Here is a 17,633-nt window from a genome sequence, read left to right as displayed (position 1 = left end):
GGCCCCTGACGTGGCAAGTGACACAAGCGGCCGCGTGGGATCTGAAAGAGGCGTCGAAACCCTATAGCGGCCAGACCATCCGCATGGTCGGCGAGGCGCTGCCGCCGCTCGAAGCGCTGAAGAAGATGGCGCCGGAGTTTGAAAAACAGACCGGCATCCATGTCGAAGTCGAGATGTACGAGCACTCGGAAGCCGTCAACAAGGTGCAGCTCGATCTCAACTCGCACCGCGGCCGCTACGACGTCATCATCCAGCCGCATCGCGAACTCGGCAAGTTCGCCACCAACAACCATCTGGTCGAAATCGCCAAGATGATGGCCGACCCGGCTTTGCGCGATCCGAGCTTCGAGCCGGAGAAGCAGCTCTACCAGACCGCCTGGCACGAAATCTCCTGGTATGACGGCAAGGAGTACGGCTTCCCCTTCACAGTGCTCAACATGTTCATGTGGTATCGCTCGGACCTGCTCGCCGATCCCAAGGAGCAGGCAGGCTTCAAGGCCAAGTATGGCAACGACCTCGCTCCCGCCAAGGACTGGAAGCAATACCGCGATATCGCCGAATGGTTCTATCGCCCCGACCAGGGTTTTTACGGCACCGCCCTGCAGGGCAAGCGCCATGAGGCGCTGTGGTATGAGTGGCTCAATTTCCTTTATTCCTTCGGCGGCGACGTGCTCGACGTGAAGAGCGGCTCGGCCTGCGGCCCGGTCATCGTCAACAGCCCCAAGGCCGTCGCCTCGCTCGAATATTACAAGAGCCTGCTGCAATTCTCGCCGCCGGACAGCCTCAACTATTTCTGGGATGATGTCATGGCGCTGATGCAGCAAGCCAAGGTCGCCGAGCTGATTATGTGGAACGACGCAACCTATGCCGTATCGGTCGACACCACGGCCTCCACCGTGGTCGGCAAGGTTGGCTTCGATCTCGTGCCGCAAGGCGACGGCGGCAAGATCGGCCAGGTCGAGGGCTGGACCTATCTGATCCCGGTCTATTCGAAGAACCAGCAGGCCGCCTTCCTCTTCGTCCAGTGGATGATGGGCTATGACCGCCAGCTCGAGCAGCATCTCAATGGCGGCGCTTCAGGTCGGCCCGATGTCTATGCTTCGGCGGAGGTGCAGAAGCTGCCCTATGCCAAGGCTTCGATGGAGGCCAACGAGCATGCGGTGCCGAAGGCGACGCTGCCGCAATCGGCCGAGATGACCGACATACTGGTGCGCGAACTGTCGTCCTACCTTGCCGGCGAAAAGGAGGCGCAGGCCGCCCTCGACACCGCCGCCACCGATATCTCGACATTGCTCGGTTCTTGCGCACCAATGACCTATCCGGCACGATAGGCCTTGAGATGTCGCGCAGAGGCTACCCGCACAAGCGGGTAGCCGTTCTTGTCCGCAGGAAACGCCCGTGACGAACCGCACTCCATCGCCGCGCGGAATGCCGCTTCTCGACCGTGGGGTGGGGCCGCTCTTGATGCTGCCGGCGACACTGCTCGTCGTCGTCTTTTTGGTCGGCCCGTTCTACTACATGGTCTACACCGCGCTGACCGACCTCAGCTTCGCCGACGCCAGCCATGCTGGCGCCTTCGTCGGTTTCGACAATTTCCGCAAGCTGATGCGCAACGACCCATTCTTCTGGGCATCGTTCCTGCTGACGGTGAAATTCGTCGTCATCGCCGTCGGCCTTGAGTTCCTGCTCGGCTTTGCGCTGGCCTTCCTGATCTTCCGCTTCGTCGCCAGCCAGCGGCTTCTCACCACACTGCTGCTCATCCCGATGATGATCGCGCCGGTCGCCGTCGGGCTGATCTGGCGGCTGCTGTTGCAGGGCGATTTCGGCATGCTCACCTTCTACATGCGCAAGGTCGGCCTGCTGGCGCAGAATTCGGCGGTGCTTTCGGCACCCGACCTGGTGTTTCCGACCATCGTCGCCATCGATGTCTGGCAGTGGACGCCTTTCGTCACCCTGATCATGCTCGCCGGGATGATGAGCCTGCCGCGCGCGCCGTTCGAGGCGGCGATGATGGATGGCGCCAAACCGTTTCAGATCTTTCGCGATGTCATGCTGCCGCTGCTGCGGCCCGTCATCGCGCTGGTGTTATTGCTGCGCGGCATCGATGCCTTCAAGGAGTTCGACAAGGTTTTCCTGATGACCGGCGGCGGTCCGGGAACGCTGACCGAACTGGTGTCGATCTACGCCTACCGCGTCAACTTCCGCAACTGGGACCTCGGCTACGGCGCCGCGGTCGCCTTCATGATCTATCTCGTCGTGCTGATCCTGTGCTCGGTCTTCTACAAGGCCGTCTACTGGTCGAGCCGCAAGCAGGTGGGGGCGTTTTGAGGGCGCTGCGATGATCGATCAGTCCACCAACCGCGCCTGGAAAAGCTTTGCCTGGGCGGTGTTGCTCGTCGCCGTCGTGGTGGCGCTGACGCCTTATGTCTGGATGGTGCTGGCGTCGTTCAAGAACCGCGTCGATCTTCTGTCTTCTGTGCCGAAATGGATTTTTTCGCCGACGCTTGCCAGCTATCCCGCCGTCTTCATCGACAAGGAATACTGGCCGCTGGCGATCAATTCGGTGCTGATCTCGGTGTCGTCGACCATACTCTGCATCGTCATCGGCGCGCCAGCGGCCTACGGCTTTGCCCGCTCCAATTTCCCCGGCAAGGAAGACCTGTTCTTCTTCTTCCTGACCACGCGCATGGCACCGCCGATCTCGATCGCCGTGCCGCTGTTCCTGTTCTTCACCTCGCTTGGCCTGATCGACACCATCTACGCCGTGGTGATCGCCCACACCTCCTTCAACCTGTCGCTCGTCGTCTGGATGATGCGCGGCTTCTTCGCCGAAATCCCCAGGGAGATCGACGAAGCCGCGATGATGGACGGCCGCTCGCGGCTCGGCGCATTCTTCCTCGTCGTCGCGCCGCTGGCCGCACCCGGCATCGGCGCCACAGCGGTGCTCTGCTTCATCCTGTCGTGGAACGAGTTCCTCTATGCCTTCATCCTCGTCGCTTTCGACGGGCGGCCGCTGACCGTCGGCATACCGGGGCTGGTGACGCCGCATGGCACGCTCTGGGGACAGGTCGCGGCAGTCGCGATCGTGGCAACGCTGCCGATCGTGCTTTTCACGTTCCTTGTCCAGAAACAGCTCGTCCGCGGCCTCACCTTCGGCGCGGTCAAGGGTTGAAGGGATCTTGTATGGCAATTGTTTTCGACGGCGTCACCAAGGCCTTCCCGGACGGGACGGTGGCGCTGCAGGCGCTCGATCTTGCTTTCGAGCCCGGCGAATTCCTGGTTCTGCTCGGCCCGTCCGGTTCCGGCAAGACGACAGCCTGCCGGCTGCTCGCCGGGCTGGAGCGGCCGACCGCCGGGCGCATCATGGTCGAGGGCCTCGATGTCACCGACCTGCCGCCGCGCCTGCGCGGCATGGGCATGGTGTTCCAGAACTATGCGCTCTACAGCCATAAGAGCGTCTACGAGAACATCGCCTATCCCTTGCGCATCCGAAAGATGCCGGCCGCCGAGCTTGACCGCTGCGTCCGCGCCATGGCCGAGCTGCTCGAAATCACCCGTTACCTCGACCGCCGCCCTTCGCAATTGTCGGGCGGCCAGGCGCAGCGCGTGGCTGTGGCCCGCGCACTCGTCTGGCAGCCGAGCCTCTGTCTGATGGACGAGCCGCTGTCCAATCTCGACGCCTTGTTGCGGCTCCACATGCGCACCGAGCTGAAGCGTCTGCATCGCGAGCTGAAAAAGACCTTCGTCTTCGTCACCCACGACCAGGAAGAGGCGATGACGCTGGCGACCAGGGTCGCGGTGTTGCGCGAAGGCGCACTGATCCAGTACGACGACCCGCGCGAGATCTATCGGCGGCCTGCCAATCGCTTCATCGCCGAATTCATCGGCCGTCCAGCGATGAACACGTTCGATGGCGATGTCCGCGCCGGCGTCTTCCACGCCAGCGGTTTCACTTGCCCGCTTCCGGGAAAGCCTGATGGTCCCATCGTGCTCGGCATTCGCCCGGAGCAGATCCAGCTTGTCGACGCGACTGCCGGCGACGCCATCCTGTTTGCCGTCGACGTCGTCGAACCGGTCGAGCCGGACGTGCTGATCTTCGCCAATAGCGAGGCCAACGCGCTGATCGTCAGGACTGTGAATGACGATCGCGCTTTCGATCCCGGCCAGCCGCTTTATCTACACTTTCCGCCGGCGGCGCTGCACACGTTCGATGCGGTTTCGGGAGCGCGGCTGCCGTGAGCTCGCTACTCGCTTTGGTGCCGCTCGCCGCCGCGGCACTTGTCTGGCGGCTGTTCTACAGCTTCAACCGGTCGCGGCGCTGGTTCTCGATGGGGGAACTCATCTTCTGGGACGCCATTGCACTGGTAATCCTGCAGCTTGTCTGGCTGATCTGGTTCTGAATGCGCATTCCAGTAACGCAGATCAGTAGCCCAGCGCACAACCGTCCTTGCGCGGATCGGAGGCACCGGTGAGCGTGCCCTTTTCCCAATCGATCAGCACCAGTTGGCCGCCGCCATGCGGCTCCTCGGCGATCGAAATCTGATGGCCGCGCTGACGCAGGCCGGCGATCGCCTCAGCCGGAATGCCGCGCTCGGCCAGCACGGCATTGTCCTTGTAGAACACCCGTGGCGCATCCAGTGCCTGCTGCGGGTCCATGCCGAAATCGATCATGTTGGTCAGCAGATGGACATGGCCGAACGGCTGGTAGCCGCCGCCCATCACCCCGAACGGCATCACCACCTTACCCCCTCGCGTCGCCATGCCAGGCATGATGGTGTGCATCGGTCGCTTGCGCGGCGCGATACGATTTGGATGGCCTTCCGTAAGGCGAAAACTGCTGCCGCGATTCTGCAGCACGACGCCTGTCTTGGGACCGACGACGCCGCTGCCGAAGGAACCGAAGGTCGAGTTGATGAAGCTGACCGAATTGCGGTCGCGGTCGACCACGGAGATATAGACGGTGTCGCTGCGCGGCAGCTCAAGCCGCGGCAGATGCGTCATGGCGAGCGCCGGATCGATGGCGGCGCGCAGCCGCTCCGCATAAGCTGCCGACAGCAGTTGTTCGACGGGGACCTGGACGAAATCCTGGTCGCCGATGAAAGTATCGCGGTCCTGGTAGGCAAGCCGGCCGGCTTCGATCTCGAGATGCAGCCGCTGGGCACTGTTCGGCTCCAACGAACCAAGGCTGAAGCCCGAAAGCACATTCAGCATGATCAGCGCCGTCATGCCCTGATTGTTCGGTGGCATCTGATGGATATCGTAGCCGCGATAGGACGTATTCACCGACGTGACGTAGTCGCCCTTGGTTGCAGCGAAATCGTCCAGCGCATGCAGCCCGCCCAGCGCGCCGAGACGCGCCACCAGATCACCGGCGACCTCGCCCTCATAGAAGCCGGCGCGACCTTGCTTCGAGATTATGCGCAAGGTTTCCGCGAGTTCCGGCTGCCGATGCACATCACCGGCCTGTGGTGCCCGGCCGTTCGGCAGGAAGATCCGCGCCGCATGTTCGTCGGCGGCGAGCAGGGCGACCTCGTCAGCCCAATCGAAGGCGACGCGATCATGAACGACATAGCCTTGTTCGGCATAGCGAATGGCCGGAGCCAGCGCGGCGTCGATGCCCTTCCTGCCGTGATCTTCAAGCAGCCGGCACCACGCGTCGATGGCGCCCGGAACGGTGACGGCATGCGGTCCGGTTCCAGGCAGTTCGCCATGGCCCCGCTCCAGAAACCAATCGGCATTTGCAGCAGCAGGCGATCGCCCCGAGCCGTTGAAGGCCAGCACCTCGCCCTCGCCTTTGGGGCTGTAGAGCACAAAACAGTCGCCGCCGATGCCGGTCGATTGCGGCTCGACGACGCCTTGCACCGCCGCAGCGCAGACAGCGGCATCCATGGCATTGCCGCCGGAGCGCAGCATGTCGATGGCGGCCAGCGTCGCCAGCGAATGCGATGTCGCCGCCATCGCTTCTGTCGCGCGAACCGGCGAGCGTCCGGGGAACTGAAAATCACGCATGCAATCCTCCGATGATCCACCCGCCGGTACTAACCTCAATGCTTGATACGGTCGCGCATCGCGTACCACAACATCCCCAGCACATAGAGCGGGCCCCGCAGCGCCGTACCGCCCGGGAACGGCATCGGCGTCAGCGTCGAGAACAGGTCCAGCCGCGAGGCGTCGCCCGTAATCGCTTCGGCCAAGAGCTTGCCCGACAGCGTTGACAGGATGACGCCCTTGCCGGAATAGCCATGCGCGAAATAGACCTCGCCATAGTGCCCGACATGCGGCAGCCGCGACGTGGTCACCGACACCAGGCCGCCCCAGGCATGATCGATGCGGCAGCCCTTCAGTTGCGGGAAGGTGGCCTCCATATGCGGCCGCACGAAGCCGGCAATGTCGGCCGGCGGCGATGGCGTGTAGCGCTCGCCGCCGCCGAACAGCAGCCGACCGTCCGCCGACATGCGGTAGTAGTTGACGACGAAGCGCGTGTCGGACACCGCGACATTGGCCGGGATGACATTGTGTTTGCCCTCCAGCGGTTCGGTGGCGACGATGTAGTTGCCGACCGGCATGATGCGGCTGTTGACGCGCGGCTCCAGCCCATGCAGCAACGCGTCGCCGGCCAGCACGACATGTTTGGCCCTTACCGACCCCTGCGCCGTCGAGACCCGGATCGAAGGCTCGCGCTCCAGCTTCACCGCGACGGAATTTTCGTGGATGACGACACCGGCCGCCACGGCGGCATGGGCAAGGCCGAGCGTGTAGTTCAGCGGATGCATATGGCCGCCGAGCGGCTCATACATCGCGCCATGATAGGGCGTGTCCACCTTGCCGCGTGCCTGCGCCGCCGACAGGATCTCGACGTCGCGGAACTTCATCACGCTCTCGAGGCATTTGGCCTCGTCTTCGAGATCCCTGAGGTCGGAGCCATTAACGGCACCGACGAGATGGCCGGTCAGCCGCAGATCGCAGTCGATGGCGTGGCGCTCGATGATGTCGAGCACCAGGCCCCGCGCCTCGAAGGCGAGGTCGAACAGCGCCTTCGCCCGCTCGGGGCCGTAGAGCTTGACCAGCCCCTTGGCGCCTTTGCGCAGGCCGGGGATCATCTGGCCGCCATTGCGGCCCGACGCGCCCCAGCCGATCTTGCCGCCTTCGAGCAGCACCACCTTCAGGCCGCGCTCGGCGGCATGAAGGGCGGCCGACAGCCCGGTGCAGCCGCCACCGACCACCACCAGATCGGCGCCGACATCTCCCACCAGCGCCGGATGGTCCGGCGCCGGATTGGCGGTGGCGACATAATAGGAATTGCCGATATCGAGGCTCGAATTGAAACCCGTTGAGCCGGAGGCCATGATCACACCTTCAGCAGCAAATGGTCGCGTTCCCAGCTCGTCACCACGCTCTGGAACAGGTCGAGTTCGACGCTCTTGACGCGCAGATAGGTCTGGAAAAAATCCTCGCCGAGCAATGCCCGCACCGGCTCGCAAGCAATGAAACGATCAAGCGCCTCCTCCATCGTTTTCGGCAGCGTGCTTTTGATCTTGTAGGCATTGCCCGAGGCCTCAGCCGAGCGCGCCAGCTTCTGCTCGACGCCGAGATAGCCGGCAAGCAGCGAACCGGCGATCGCCAGATAGGGATTGCAATCCGCTCCCGGCAAGCGGTTCTCTACCCGCCGGGCGGCGCGGCCACCTGCCGGCACGCGCAGGCCGCAAGAGCGGTTGTCATGCGACCATTCGATGTTGGCCGGTGCGCTGTGGTTCGGCCGGATGCGGCGGAACGAGTTCACGTTGGGTGCGAACAGCGGCATGATCTCGGGCACATATCTCTGCAGGCCGCCGATGAAATGGCCGAACATTTCGGTGTCTGCATCATCTCTGTCGGCAAACAGCGCGGCGCCTGTCGTTTCATCGACGACAGACATGTGCAGATGCATCGAGCTGCCAGCCTGCGCGGCGATCGGCTTGGCCATGAAGGTGGCGTGCATGCCGCTCTGCTGCGCTGCCTGGCGCGTCAGCCGCTTGAACAGCAGCACCTGGTCGGCGAGTGGCACCGCGTCGCCGTGCAGCAGATTGATCTCCAGCTGCGCGGTGCCCGATTCATGGATCAGCGTGTCGAGCGGCAGGCCGGCGGCTGCGGCATAATCATAGACGCGCCTTATCACCGGCTCGAATTCTTCCAGCGCCACCATGTCATAGGGATGCTGCGAGCCCTCGGCGCGGCCATTGGCGCCAACCGGTGCCGTCAGCGGCCGGTCGGGATTCGGATTGGGCGCGGTCAGATAGAATTCGACTTCCGGCGCCACCACCGCGCGCCAACCGCGCTTCCGGTAGAGATCGAGCACGGCGCGCAGCACATGTCGTGGCGAGGCCATCCAGGGCTTGCCTTCCATGTGGAAGGCGTCGGCGAAGACATAGGCTTTGCCAGCGCCACCGCCCGGCGCCAGGCACAGCGTCGACATATCAGGCACCATGCGCATATCCGGGTCTTGATAGGCAAAGCCTTCGTCGATCGAACCGGAGTAGCGGCCATCAATGCTGACCAGGAAAGCGCTGCTCGGCAGGTAAAGTGCGCGGTCTTCCAGCGCCTTGAGGAATTTTGCTGTCGGCAGCGCCTTGCCGCGCAGCACGCCATTCATGTCGGGCACCAGGCACTCGACCTCCGTGATGCCGTGCTGGGCGAGCCAGGCCTTGGGATCGTTGCCGGTGAAGAGAGCGGTGTTGGTATTTTTGTCCTGCATTTTGGTTCACGTACCTATGAGAGAGAGTATGGCTTGCGCGGCCACATCCGTTCCAGGGGTCAGCGCCATCTTGGCAGCATTGTCCCTGAGGCGGGCGCGCATCGCATCGTCGGCCAGCAGGCCGAGAATGGCTCTCTCCAATCCCCCTTCGGTCCAGGCGTCGCGGCCGATATGGTCGCCCACGCCCGTCTCTCCCGCGCGTTGCGCATTGTCATGTCCGTCCCAGCAATAGGGCATGATCAGCGACGGCACGCCGAAGCGCAGCGCCTCGCAAAAACTGTTGTTTCCTCCGTGATGAATAAACAGGTCCGACTTCGCCACCACCGAAGGCTGCGGAAACCAGGCGTCGAGATAGACATTGTCCGGCACCGCGCGGTAGGCGTCGCGCAGGCCGCCGGCATTGACGATGAAGCGCGCCGGCAGCCGGTCGAAGACGGCGAGCATGCGTTCGATCAGCCCGACATCCATCGCGCCGAGACTGCCGAAGCTGACATAGACCAGCGGCCCGCCATTGCGCGGAAACACCGGCACCTCGAACGGCCCTTCCGAGCGCACGCAGCCTTCGAGATAAACGAAGCGTTTGGGGTCGAGCGGCTCGGCCCGCTCACGCCGTACGATCGCTGGCGTCAGCAGCAGATTGAGGTCGGGTGATGTCTCGAGGAACAGGCCCTTGGGCAACGGCGCCAGGCCGGCATCCGCGCGAAAACGGTTGAAGCACTCATGCGCGGGTGCGGAGGCCGCGAGATAGCGCGCTTCGAACGCCGCACGTTGCGGGTCGTCGGCACCCATCCCCGAGAGATAGGGCGGCACCTCGGCATCCGGCAGTTCCGTCTCGGCACAGGAGACGACGCGCACCCACGGGCAGCCGGCGGCGGCGATCGCCGGGAACATGATGACGTTGTCGAGCACCACCGCGTCCGGCTTCAGCCGCGCCAGCAATTGGCGCAGCGGCGCCTCGGCGTTGACGGCGGTGTCGACGATCGCTTGCCAGGTCGGCGCGACATAGGTCTCGAGCTGGTCGATCGGGCTCAGCCGGAAATGCGGCAGGTGCCGGCGCACGAAGGCCTGCCAATAGCTCTGGCGGTCGCTGTCGCTCAGCGGCTCATCCGTCGGCAGATGGTATTCCTGGAAGCCATAGTCGGTAAAGACGCCGGAGAAGCCGGCATGGCAGATGAAGACGGGGCGAGCGCCCCGTGCGCGCAATGCCTGTGCGATACCGACGCAATTCAACGCGGCGCCGAAACTGGCTTCGGGAAACAGCGCGATGGTCGGGCTGGCTTTACGCGTCAATTATTCCTCTTCAATCCGGCCGGCTGATCATGCCGAACAGTGCGGGAGCTCCGCGGCTGGCTGCTTGCGGTCGCTGGCTGCGGGAGAGCCGCAGGTGGATGCGAAGCAGATCGGCAGCCACCTCATACTGCCGGCTTTCAAGATAGTCGAGTATGCCCGAGTGTTCGCGCAACGATTGCCGCAGCCGAAACACGTTGACGCCGGAATAGATGCCCGGCAGCCGGCGCAGGCGGAGATGATCGGCCAATGCATCCGACACAAAACGGTTGGCGCAGCCCTCGGCGATCATGCCATGAAAATCCATGTCCAGCCGCTGGAACTCGCGCGTGTCGAATGTCTCGTCCGGCAGCGCTGCAAGCGCTTCCATGCCTTGCCGCAACATTGCTGCCCGCGCCCCGTCCAGCCGAAAGCCTGGCGTCAGGATGGCCGCCGGCTCCAGCACCAGGCGGAACTCGTAGCTTTCGCCTTGCGCCTCCGGATCGTCCGGCGCGCGGCGAAACAACCAGGATTGCCCAGGCGCACGATCCAGAAGATTCTCGTCGGTCAGTTTGTTAAGTGCTTTTAGTACCGTCTTGCGATCAGCGTCGTAGCGTCGCATCAGCCCCGCGATGGTCACCGTCTGGTCCAACCGTCGCGCCGAGCGGTCGCGCAGGATGGCTTCGGCGAGCTCGTCTTCCTCCGCACTGGGTAGTTCGGCGGCAATGGCGGGCTGGGCGGCGAGGTCGACCGTCAGATGATAACCGCTGTCGGCCTCCCAGCGCACCACGCCCCGTTCCGCGAGCAGGCCGAGTGCGGCGCGTACGGGCGTGCGCGAGACATTGCACAGTGAGGCGATCTGCTGTTCGGGCAGGCGGGCGCCAGGCTCGAAGCCACGCTGCCGCGCCACATCCAGGATGCGCTGCGCCAGATCGAGATGGTTGGTGCGAGGTCGTCTGGCTACGGCTTGCATGACTTTTCTCGAATGCGAATGTGGCGCATTGGTCTGGCTGATCGCCGGAACAGGGACAATCGGCCAAATTCCTCCGTCGTTGACAGATTATGGATTGACGTACTTTTTTCTGCAATAGTACTGTCGGCACAATCGGCGAGAAAAGACCGAGGGAACAGGATCAAGGCAGGCGCGCGCGTCGCCGGCCTTGGTCCGGCAAATGATTTCGACGATCAAACCGAATGGGAGACTGCCATGACCGCTACCAGCCTGCGGCGCCGTGCGCTCAATACATCCTCAATCGCTCTCGGTCTCGCCCTGACGCTCTCGGTGCCGGCCGCCGCAGCCGACCTCGTTATTTCGAACTGGGATGGGTACATGGCACCCGACGCCATGGCCGCTTTCAAGACCGCCACCGGCGTTGCCGGCGAAGTGGTGGTGCACGCCACCAATGAAGAGATCATGGGCAAGCTGATTGCCGCCGGCGGCAAGGGCTATGACGTGGTCTTCGTCTCCTCGCCCTTCGCCGAAGTATTAAACAAGCTTGGCCTGACCGAGCCGATCGACCATGCCAAGATCCCCAACCTCGCCAACCTCTATCCCGAAGCGACCAAGCTGCCGCACGATGTCGGCAACGCTTTCTCCGTGCCTTACACCTGGGGCACGACGGGCCTCTGCTACCGCTCTGACCTTGTCAAGACGGCGCCCACGAGCTGGAGCGACCTGCTCGCCCCTTCCGACGAGATGAAGGGCAAGACCACCATGCTGGCGACCGATCGCTGGCTGCTGGCCGCCGGGCAGCTCGACAAGGGCTATTCGGTCAACGAGACCGACCCGGCCAAGATGGCCGAGGTCAAGGACCTCTTGATCTCCGCCAAGAAGACCCTGCTCGCCTATGACGACACCACCTTCTATTCCAAGCTGGTTTCCGGCGAGGCGCTGATGGTGCAGGCCTGGGACGGCTGGTGCAATTACGGCATCGCCGACAAGCCGGAGATCAAATACGTCATCCCTAAAGAAGGTTCGGACCTGTGGGTCGACACGATGGTGGTGATGAAGGCGTCCGAGCACAAGGACGACGCCTTCAAGTTCATCAACTTCATGCTCGACGCCAAGAACCACGCCTGGGCGGCGCAGAACATCGACTACAAGGTGCCGAACAAGCCGGCGATGGAAAGCCTGCCGGCCGACTTCCTGGCCAAATTCCCCAACATGGCGATGCCGGTGGCCGATCTCGTCAAGTTCGAGCAGTTGCGTGACGTCGGCGAAGCCCAGCGCGACTATTCCAAGATCGTCAGCGAGATCAAGGCCGCGCAGTAAGCGGCGCAGACTTCACGGCCGGCAGCACTTCTGCCGCCGGCCCTGAGCGGTACCCGAGAAATTGTCCCAGACCCGACTTCGTTCCTCTCTGCTGATGGCCCCGGCGCTGGTCTGGCTGACCGCGCTGATGGTGGTGCCATGCGCCCTGGTGCTGGCGCTCGCCTTCTTCCGGCGCGGCGTCTATGGCGGCATCGACTACACTTTGACGCTGGAAAATTTCGGGTTGGTCTTCGACCCGCTCTATGCCGGCATCTTCCTCAACTCAGCACGTATCGCCGGCACCGCGACCTTGATTGCGGTGGTGATTGGCTATGCCGCAGCCTATGCGATCGCGGCCGCACCGCGCCGGTGGCAGCCAATTTTCCTGTTCTTCGCCGTGCTGCCGTTCTGGTCCAACTATCTGATCCGCACCTATGCCTGGATCGTGCTGCTGAACCGCGAAGGGCTGATCACCCAGTTGCTGCGCTGGTTCGGCTACACCGGCGAACCGCCCTCGATGCTCTATACCGAAGGCTCGGTCATCGCGGGCCTCGTCTACAACTATCTGCCCTTCGTCATCCTCGCCTGCTACGCGCCGCTGTCGCGCCTCAACCCGGAACTGGCCGAGGCATCGCGCGATCTCGGCGCCTCCGCTGCCACCACTTTCCGACGTGTCATCCTGCCGCTGACCGTGCCCGGCATCGCTGCGGGTGCTGTCTTCGTCTTCGTGCTGTCGATCGGCAATTTCGTCACCCCGGCGCTGCTCGGTGGCGGCCGCTTCCAGATGATCGGCAACCTCGTTTACGACCAGTTCCTGACTGCCAATGACTGGCCGTTCGGCGCAGCGCTCGCCATGGCGCTGATCGCCATCATGCTTCTGGTGCTGATGGCGCAGGCGCTCGCCGCCGACCGCGCTGCGGGGCGTGCGGCTGAGGCAAAGGGTGACGCCGATGGCTGAGCGCTGCGCAATTCTTGCCTTCTCCCCGTTCACCGGGAGAAGGTGCCCCGAAGGGGCGGATGAGGGGCGGCGTCAACCTTTGCGACGCTCAGCGCTGCCCCCCGTCTGCCTGCCGGTATCTTCTACCCGTGAACAGGGAGAAGGACTCTGGTCGTTCGCTTGCCTTCCAATTGTCGGAGGCCGGCGATGACCCATTCCTTCACCCGTACGCTCGGCATGCGGACGATCCTCACCCTCGTCTTCGCCTTCCTCTACATCCCCATCGCCGTGCTGGTGGCGCTGTCCTTCAACGAAGGCGGATTGCCGACGGCATGGTCGGGCTTTTCGCTGAAATGGTATGCCTCGCTGGCCGGCAATTCCGCCATCCTTTCCGCTGCGCTCAACACGCTGATCGTGGCGTTGGTCTCCACGGCCATCGCCACGCTGCTCGGCACGCTGCTGGCCATCGGCATCGAGATGCGCCGGCAATACGGCAGGGGTCTCGAGGCGCTGATCTTCGCACCGATGATCATCCCCGACATCGTCCTGGCGATCGCTCTGCTGTCGTTCTTCTCCATGCTAAACCTGACCATGGGCCTGCACACCATCATCCTCGCCCATGTCGTCTTCAACCTCGCCTTCGTCTGCTCGGTGGTGCGCGCAAGGCTAAAGAGTTTCGACTGGTCGATCGTCGAGGCCTCCGCCGACCTCGGCGCCTCGGCTCTGACCACCTTCCGGCGTGTGACATTGCCGGTCATCGCGCCGGCAGTGATTGCCGGCGCTCTGCTTGCCTTCACGCTCTCGGTCGACGAGTTCATCATCGCCTTCTTCACCGCCGGTGCCGGCCGCGCCTCGACGACGCTGCCTATGCAGATCTACGCCATGATCCGCTTCGGCATCACGCCGGAGATCAACGCGCTGGCGACCATCGTCATGGCGGTATCCATCACCGCGCTGACCCTGTCGCAGCGGCTCAACCGTGGGATCATCGGCCAATGAGCGAACCGCGCACGCTGCTGGCCATTGATAACGTTTCGAAGAAGTTCGGCCGGGTCACCGCCGTCGACGGCATCTCGCTCGACATCCGCGAAAACGAGTTCTTCGCGCTGCTTGGACCCTCCGGCTGCGGCAAGACCACGCTGCTGCGCATGCTGGCCGGCTTCGAGACGCCAACCGACGGCCGCATACTGCTCGATGGCAAAGACATCGCCCGGACCCCGCCCAACAAGCGGCCGGTCAATCTGATGTTCCAGTCCTACGCGCTGTTCCCGCATATGAGCGTGCGCGCCAATGTCTCCTACGGGCTGGAGATGGAGCGCTTGCCGAAAGCTGAAATCCGTTCCCGCGTCGAGGCCATTCTGGCCACCACCGAGCTTGTCCCCTTCGCCGACCGTAAGCCTGAGCAATTGTCGGGTGGCCAGAAGCAGCGCGTCGCGCTCGCCCGCGCGCTGGTCAAACGGCCTCGGTTGCTGCTGCTCGACGAACCGCTGGGCGCGCTGGACAAGAAACTGCGCGGCGCCATGCAGATGGAGCTGAAGCGCCTGCAGCACGAAGTCGGCATCACCTTCGTCATCGTCACCCACGACCAGGAAGAGTCACTCGTCATGGCCGACCGCATGGCGGTGCTCAAGGACGGCCAGCTGCTGCAATGCGACACGCCGCACGTGATCTACGAGCATCCCACCGACCGTTTCGTCGCCGACTTCATCGGCGTGATGAATTTCGTACCGGGCAAGATGTCTGCGGATGGCGTGATCGCCGCGAACGGCGCGCGCATCACCGGCAAGGTTCCCGCCAAGCTCACACCCGGCGCTTCCGCTGTCGCTTCGGTGCGACCCGAGCGCATCCGGCTGTTCCCGTCAGCCGAGACCGCCAACCGCATCGCCGGCACGGTTGAGGCGCTGGCCTATCACGGGCTCGACCTGCAGCTGCATGTCCGCACGCCTCTGTCGCCAAAACCATTTCTGGTGCGCGTCACCGCCGATGCCGCCGACCGCCGGCCGGTCTCGTCGGGCGATCAGGTCGAACTCGGCTGGGACGCCGCCGATGTCAGAATTTTTCAGGAATAGGAGAGCTTGATGGCGCAGAAGACGATCGCGTTTTTTCCCGAAGCGGCCTACGGCCCGGCGCTCAATTCGGTCGGCATCGCGCAAGCCGTCGAGGCGCGCGGCCATAAGGCAGTGTTCCTGTCCGACCCCGGCTTTGTCGATGTCTACAAGGGTTACGGCTTCGAAGCGCATCCGGTGAACCTGTCGGAGCCGATGCCGCCCGAGCAGATGGCGAAATTCTGGGAAGACTTCATCAACGGCCACATCCCGAACTTCCGCAAATCGCCCTACGATCAGGTCGACAATTACGTGAAGGATTGCTGGACCGCGATTGTCGACAGCGCCAAATGGGCGCAGAAGGATTTGCCGCGAGTCCTGGCCGCCATCAAGCCTGATGTCATTTGCGTCGACAATGTCATCCTGTTTCCGGCCATCAAACAGTTCGGCAAGCCTTGGGTGCGCGTCATCTCCTGCTCGGAAAACGAGATCGAGGATGAGGACATCCCGCCGCATCTCTCCGGTTGCGGCGAGAACGACCATGTCGGCCACCAGCGCTATCGCGATCATTTCAATGCGGTGATCAAGCCCATCCACGACGACTTCAACGCCTTCCTCACCGCAAACAATGAAGCGCCATACCCGGTCGGTCAGTTCTTCGAGGCCTCGCCCTATCTCAATCTGCTGCTCTATCCCGAAGCGGCAAAGTTCAAACGCCGCCATCCGCTTGATACGACGAAATTCCAGTATCTCGAAGGCTGCGTGCGGCAGGAAAAGCCATACGCCGTGCCGACCTTCGCCGAGAACAATGACGGGCCGCTGCTCTATGTCTCCTTCGGCAGCCTCGGCGCTGGCGATGTCGATTTGTTGAAGCGCATCATCACAACACTGGGCAAGACCCGTTACCGCGCGCTGGTCAATGTCGGCGGCTACAAGGACCTGTACACGGATGTGCCGGACAACGTCATCGTCGAGAGCTGGTTTCCGCAGCCTTCAGTCATCCCGCAGGTCGATGCCGTCATCCACCATGGCGGCAACAACTCGTTCACGGAGTGCCTCTATTTCGGCAAGCCGGCCATCATCATGCCCTATGTCTGGGACGGCCACGACAACGCCACCCGCGTCCAGGAAACCGGCCACGGCTTCGGCATGCCGCGCTACGACTGGAGCGACGCCCAGTTGGTCAGCAGGATCGAGGCTTGCCTGACCGACCCCAAGATGAAGGCCAAGCTGGCGAAGACCTCGTCGCAGATGCGGGCACAGAACGGACCGGAAAAGGCCGCAGGGTTGCTGGAGAAGTTGCTGTGACCTCCTCCGCCCCGCACCTTTACCAAGCCTCCACCCGCACCGACCTCGTCGACTGGGGCGTCCAGTCCGACGCGCTCGACGGCGCGTCGCACTCGACCGGCAGGCTTGTCCACAAAGGACCCAACAACCAGCCGGAATCCGGCATCTGGGTCTGCACGCCCGGCCGCTGGCGGCTCTCGATTCCGCGCGACGAATTGTGCCATTTCGTCGCCGGCCGCGCGACGTACCGGTCGGATGCTGGGAGGTGGTAGAAGTCGCAGCCGGGACCGTGGTCATGTTCCCTGCCGGCTGGACAGGCGAATGCACCGTGCATGAGACCATGCGCAACGTCTACATGCTGGCTTGAACAGCAACGGAGCTTCCCAATATGCCGACACCGCACTGGCCAAAGGCCTCGACCGTGAAACTGGAGGACTGGGGCGGGGGCAGCAACACGCTTGCCGGCTCGCCGCGCGCCTCGGGCAGGATCCTCTCGCAGAACCCGGACGGCTCAAGCGAATGCGGCCTGTGGTCGTGCACGCCAGGCAGCCGCAAGGTTACCTTTGCCGCCGACGAGTTCTGCCATTTCCTGTCGGGCCGCGGGACCTATGTCCGCGAGAATGGCGAAGAGATCCCGGTCGAGGCCGGCATGCTGGTGTTCTTCCCCGCCGGCTGGGCCGGCACCTCCACCATCACGCAAACACTGACCAAGGCCTTCATGTGCCGCTGAGCACTTTTTTAAAGGAAATCGCCATGACCACGCCCATCATGCAATCCCCACTTGCCATCACCGACCTCGTCGACTGGGGCGTCATCCCGACCATGATCGAGGGCGTGTCCCACACCTCGGGCAAGCTGCTCTACAAGGGCCGGAGGGCCGTTCGGAATGCGGCCTGTGGGTCTGCACCCCCGGCAAATGGCACTGCCATGTCACCCGCGACGAGTTCTGCCACTTCCTCGAGGGCCGCTGCACCTATGTGCACGAATCGGGCGAGGTCATCCAGATCGAGCCGGACACGGCGGCGTTCTTTCCTCAGAATTGGAAAGGCGTCTGCACCGTCCATGAGACCATCAAGAAGGTCTACATGATCCGCTGAGCGGACCTGAAAGGATGAC

The 17,633-nt window shown here is 63.4% G+C and carries 17 protein-coding genes and 1 pseudogene; 13 read left to right on the top strand and 5 right to left on the bottom strand.

Annotated elements, in window-relative coordinates; genetic code table 11:
* The first annotated feature begins 17 nt into the window (after positions 1-17).
* The 5 genes from NKL06_RS20920 to NKL06_RS20900 all read left to right on the top strand — a co-directional run bounded on the left by NKL06_RS20920 (position 18) and on the right by NKL06_RS20900 (position 4,400).
* Positions 18-1,331 carry an ABC transporter substrate-binding protein gene (locus tag NKL06_RS20920; protein WP_023692040.1) on the top strand — a complete coding sequence of 438 codons (1,314 nt, stop codon included), beginning with the start codon at positions 18-20 and terminating at the stop codon, positions 1,329-1,331.
* Positions 1,332-1,398: 67 nt separating this feature from the next.
* On the top strand, positions 1,399-2,328 hold the full coding sequence (locus tag NKL06_RS20915) for a carbohydrate ABC transporter permease (RefSeq protein ID WP_155927090.1): 930 nt from the start codon (positions 1,399-1,401) through the stop codon (positions 2,326-2,328).
* Positions 2,329-2,338: 10 nt separating this feature from the next.
* Positions 2,339-3,172, top strand: coding sequence for a carbohydrate ABC transporter permease (locus NKL06_RS20910; protein ID WP_352580843.1), 834 nt, complete (start codon positions 2,339-2,341; stop codon positions 3,170-3,172).
* 11 nt (positions 3,173-3,183) lie between these two features.
* Positions 3,184-4,239 (top strand): ABC transporter ATP-binding protein, encoded by a 1,056-nt coding sequence (locus tag NKL06_RS20905; RefSeq protein ID WP_023692042.1) that lies wholly within the window; start codon positions 3,184-3,186, stop codon positions 4,237-4,239.
* Positions 4,236-4,400 carry a hypothetical protein gene (locus NKL06_RS20900; RefSeq protein WP_023726413.1) on the top strand — a complete coding sequence of 55 codons (165 nt, stop codon included), beginning with the start codon at positions 4,236-4,238 and terminating at the stop codon, positions 4,398-4,400. The genes NKL06_RS20905 and NKL06_RS20900 overlap by 4 nt, the downstream gene beginning before the upstream one ends.
* A gap of 22 nt (positions 4,401-4,422) precedes the next feature.
* On the opposite strand, the gene ggt is transcribed toward NKL06_RS20900, so the two are convergent.
* Genes ggt through NKL06_RS20875 form a run of 5 tightly spaced genes read right to left on the bottom strand, consistent with a single transcriptional unit; the run spans position 4,423 to position 10,970 of the window.
* Positions 4,423-6,009 (bottom strand): gamma-glutamyltransferase, encoded by a 1,587-nt coding sequence (gene ggt / locus NKL06_RS20895; RefSeq protein ID WP_023692044.1) that lies wholly within the window; start codon positions 6,007-6,009, stop codon positions 4,423-4,425.
* 35 nt (positions 6,010-6,044) lie between these two features.
* A complete protein-coding gene (locus NKL06_RS20890) occupies positions 6,045-7,346 on the bottom strand; it encodes an NAD(P)/FAD-dependent oxidoreductase (protein WP_031207726.1) in 1,302 nt (433 codons plus the stop codon).
* 2 nt (positions 7,347-7,348) lie between these two features.
* Positions 7,349-8,731, bottom strand: coding sequence for a glutamine synthetase family protein (locus NKL06_RS20885; RefSeq protein ID WP_023692046.1), 1,383 nt, complete (start codon positions 8,729-8,731; stop codon positions 7,349-7,351).
* Between the two features lie 6 nt (positions 8,732-8,737).
* Entirely contained in the window at positions 8,738-10,021 is a 1,284-nt protein-coding gene (locus tag NKL06_RS20880) for a glycosyltransferase (protein WP_023672942.1), read from the bottom strand.
* 10 nt (positions 10,022-10,031) lie between these two features.
* Positions 10,032-10,970 (bottom strand): GntR family transcriptional regulator, encoded by a 939-nt coding sequence (locus NKL06_RS20875; RefSeq protein ID WP_023685712.1) that lies wholly within the window; start codon positions 10,968-10,970, stop codon positions 10,032-10,034.
* A gap of 234 nt (positions 10,971-11,204) precedes the next feature.
* On the opposite strand from NKL06_RS20875, the gene NKL06_RS20870 reads away from it, so the two are divergent.
* From NKL06_RS20870 to NKL06_RS20835, 8 genes and pseudogenes are all read left to right on the top strand, one after another.
* Entirely contained in the window at positions 11,205-12,269 is a 1,065-nt protein-coding gene (locus tag NKL06_RS20870) for a polyamine ABC transporter substrate-binding protein (protein ID WP_023685711.1), read from the top strand.
* 94 nt (positions 12,270-12,363) lie between these two features.
* Positions 12,364-13,206, top strand: a complete 843-nt coding sequence (locus NKL06_RS20865) for an ABC transporter permease (RefSeq protein ID WP_023672945.1) — start codon at positions 12,364-12,366, stop codon at positions 13,204-13,206.
* Between the two features lie 186 nt (positions 13,207-13,392).
* Positions 13,393-14,184: an ABC transporter permease gene (locus NKL06_RS20860; RefSeq protein ID WP_023672946.1), complete on the top strand. Its 792-nt coding sequence runs from the start codon at positions 13,393-13,395 to the stop codon at positions 14,182-14,184.
* On the top strand, positions 14,181-15,254 hold the full coding sequence (locus NKL06_RS20855) for an ABC transporter ATP-binding protein (RefSeq protein ID WP_023692047.1): 1,074 nt from the start codon (positions 14,181-14,183) through the stop codon (positions 15,252-15,254). The genes NKL06_RS20860 and NKL06_RS20855 overlap by 4 nt, the downstream gene beginning before the upstream one ends.
* 9 nt (positions 15,255-15,263) lie before the next feature.
* The gene (locus tag NKL06_RS20850; RefSeq protein WP_023672948.1) at positions 15,264-16,538 is read left to right on the top strand and encodes a glycosyltransferase; all 1,275 of its coding nucleotides are present in this window, start codon (positions 15,264-15,266) and stop codon (positions 16,536-16,538) included.
* The gene (locus tag NKL06_RS20845) at positions 16,535-16,789 is read left to right on the top strand and encodes a cupin domain-containing protein (protein ID WP_352580839.1); all 255 of its coding nucleotides are present in this window, start codon (positions 16,535-16,537) and stop codon (positions 16,787-16,789) included. Before NKL06_RS20850 ends, NKL06_RS20845 begins: the two co-directional genes overlap by 4 nt.
* A 116-nt stretch (positions 16,790-16,905) precedes the next feature.
* On the top strand, positions 16,906-17,247 hold the full coding sequence (locus NKL06_RS20840) for a cupin domain-containing protein (protein ID WP_023672950.1): 342 nt from the start codon (positions 16,906-16,908) through the stop codon (positions 17,245-17,247).
* A gap of 23 nt (positions 17,248-17,270) precedes the next feature.
* A pseudogene (locus NKL06_RS20835) lies at positions 17,271-17,614 on the top strand (cupin domain-containing protein).
* Positions 17,615-17,633 lie beyond the last annotated feature (19 nt).

Origin of the sequence: Mesorhizobium sp. C268A, from assembly GCF_040324475.1 — a bacterium.
Lineage (GTDB): Bacteria > Pseudomonadota > Alphaproteobacteria > Rhizobiales > Rhizobiaceae > Mesorhizobium.
Note: the sequence above shows the minus strand (reverse complement) of the source record. Positions and strands in the feature narration are given on the sequence as shown.

Bases quoted from the DNA above. Each gene is read 5' to 3' on its own strand.
- NKL06_RS20885 (WP_023692046.1), bottom strand. From the start codon at position 8,731: ATGCAGGACAAAAATACCAACACCGCTCTCTTCACCGGCAACGATCCC.
- NKL06_RS20865 (WP_023672945.1), top strand. From the start codon at position 12,364: ATGGCCCCGGCGCTGGTCTGGCTGACCGCGCTGATGGTGGTGCCATGC.
- NKL06_RS20910 (WP_352580843.1), top strand. From the start codon at position 2,339: ATGATCGATCAGTCCACCAACCGCGCCTGGAAAAGCTTTGCCTGGGCG.
- NKL06_RS20855 (WP_023692047.1), top strand. From the start codon at position 14,181: ATGAGCGAACCGCGCACGCTGCTGGCCATTGATAACGTTTCGAAGAAG.
- ggt (WP_023692044.1), bottom strand. From the start codon at position 6,009: ATGCGTGATTTTCAGTTCCCCGGACGCTCGCCGGTTCGCGCGACAGAA.
- NKL06_RS20905 (WP_023692042.1), top strand. From the start codon at position 3,184: ATGGCAATTGTTTTCGACGGCGTCACCAAGGCCTTCCCGGACGGGACG.
- NKL06_RS20850 (WP_023672948.1), top strand. From the start codon at position 15,264: ATGGCGCAGAAGACGATCGCGTTTTTTCCCGAAGCGGCCTACGGCCCG.
- NKL06_RS20840 (WP_023672950.1), top strand. From the start codon at position 16,906: ATGCCGACACCGCACTGGCCAAAGGCCTCGACCGTGAAACTGGAGGAC.
- NKL06_RS20890 (WP_031207726.1), bottom strand. From the start codon at position 7,346: ATGGCCTCCGGCTCAACGGGTTTCAATTCGAGCCTCGATATCGGCAAT.
- NKL06_RS20875 (WP_023685712.1), bottom strand. From the start codon at position 10,970: ATGCAAGCCGTAGCCAGACGACCTCGCACCAACCATCTCGATCTGGCG.
- NKL06_RS20860 (WP_023672946.1), top strand. From the start codon at position 13,393: ATGACCCATTCCTTCACCCGTACGCTCGGCATGCGGACGATCCTCACC.
- NKL06_RS20870 (WP_023685711.1), top strand. From the start codon at position 11,205: ATGACCGCTACCAGCCTGCGGCGCCGTGCGCTCAATACATCCTCAATC.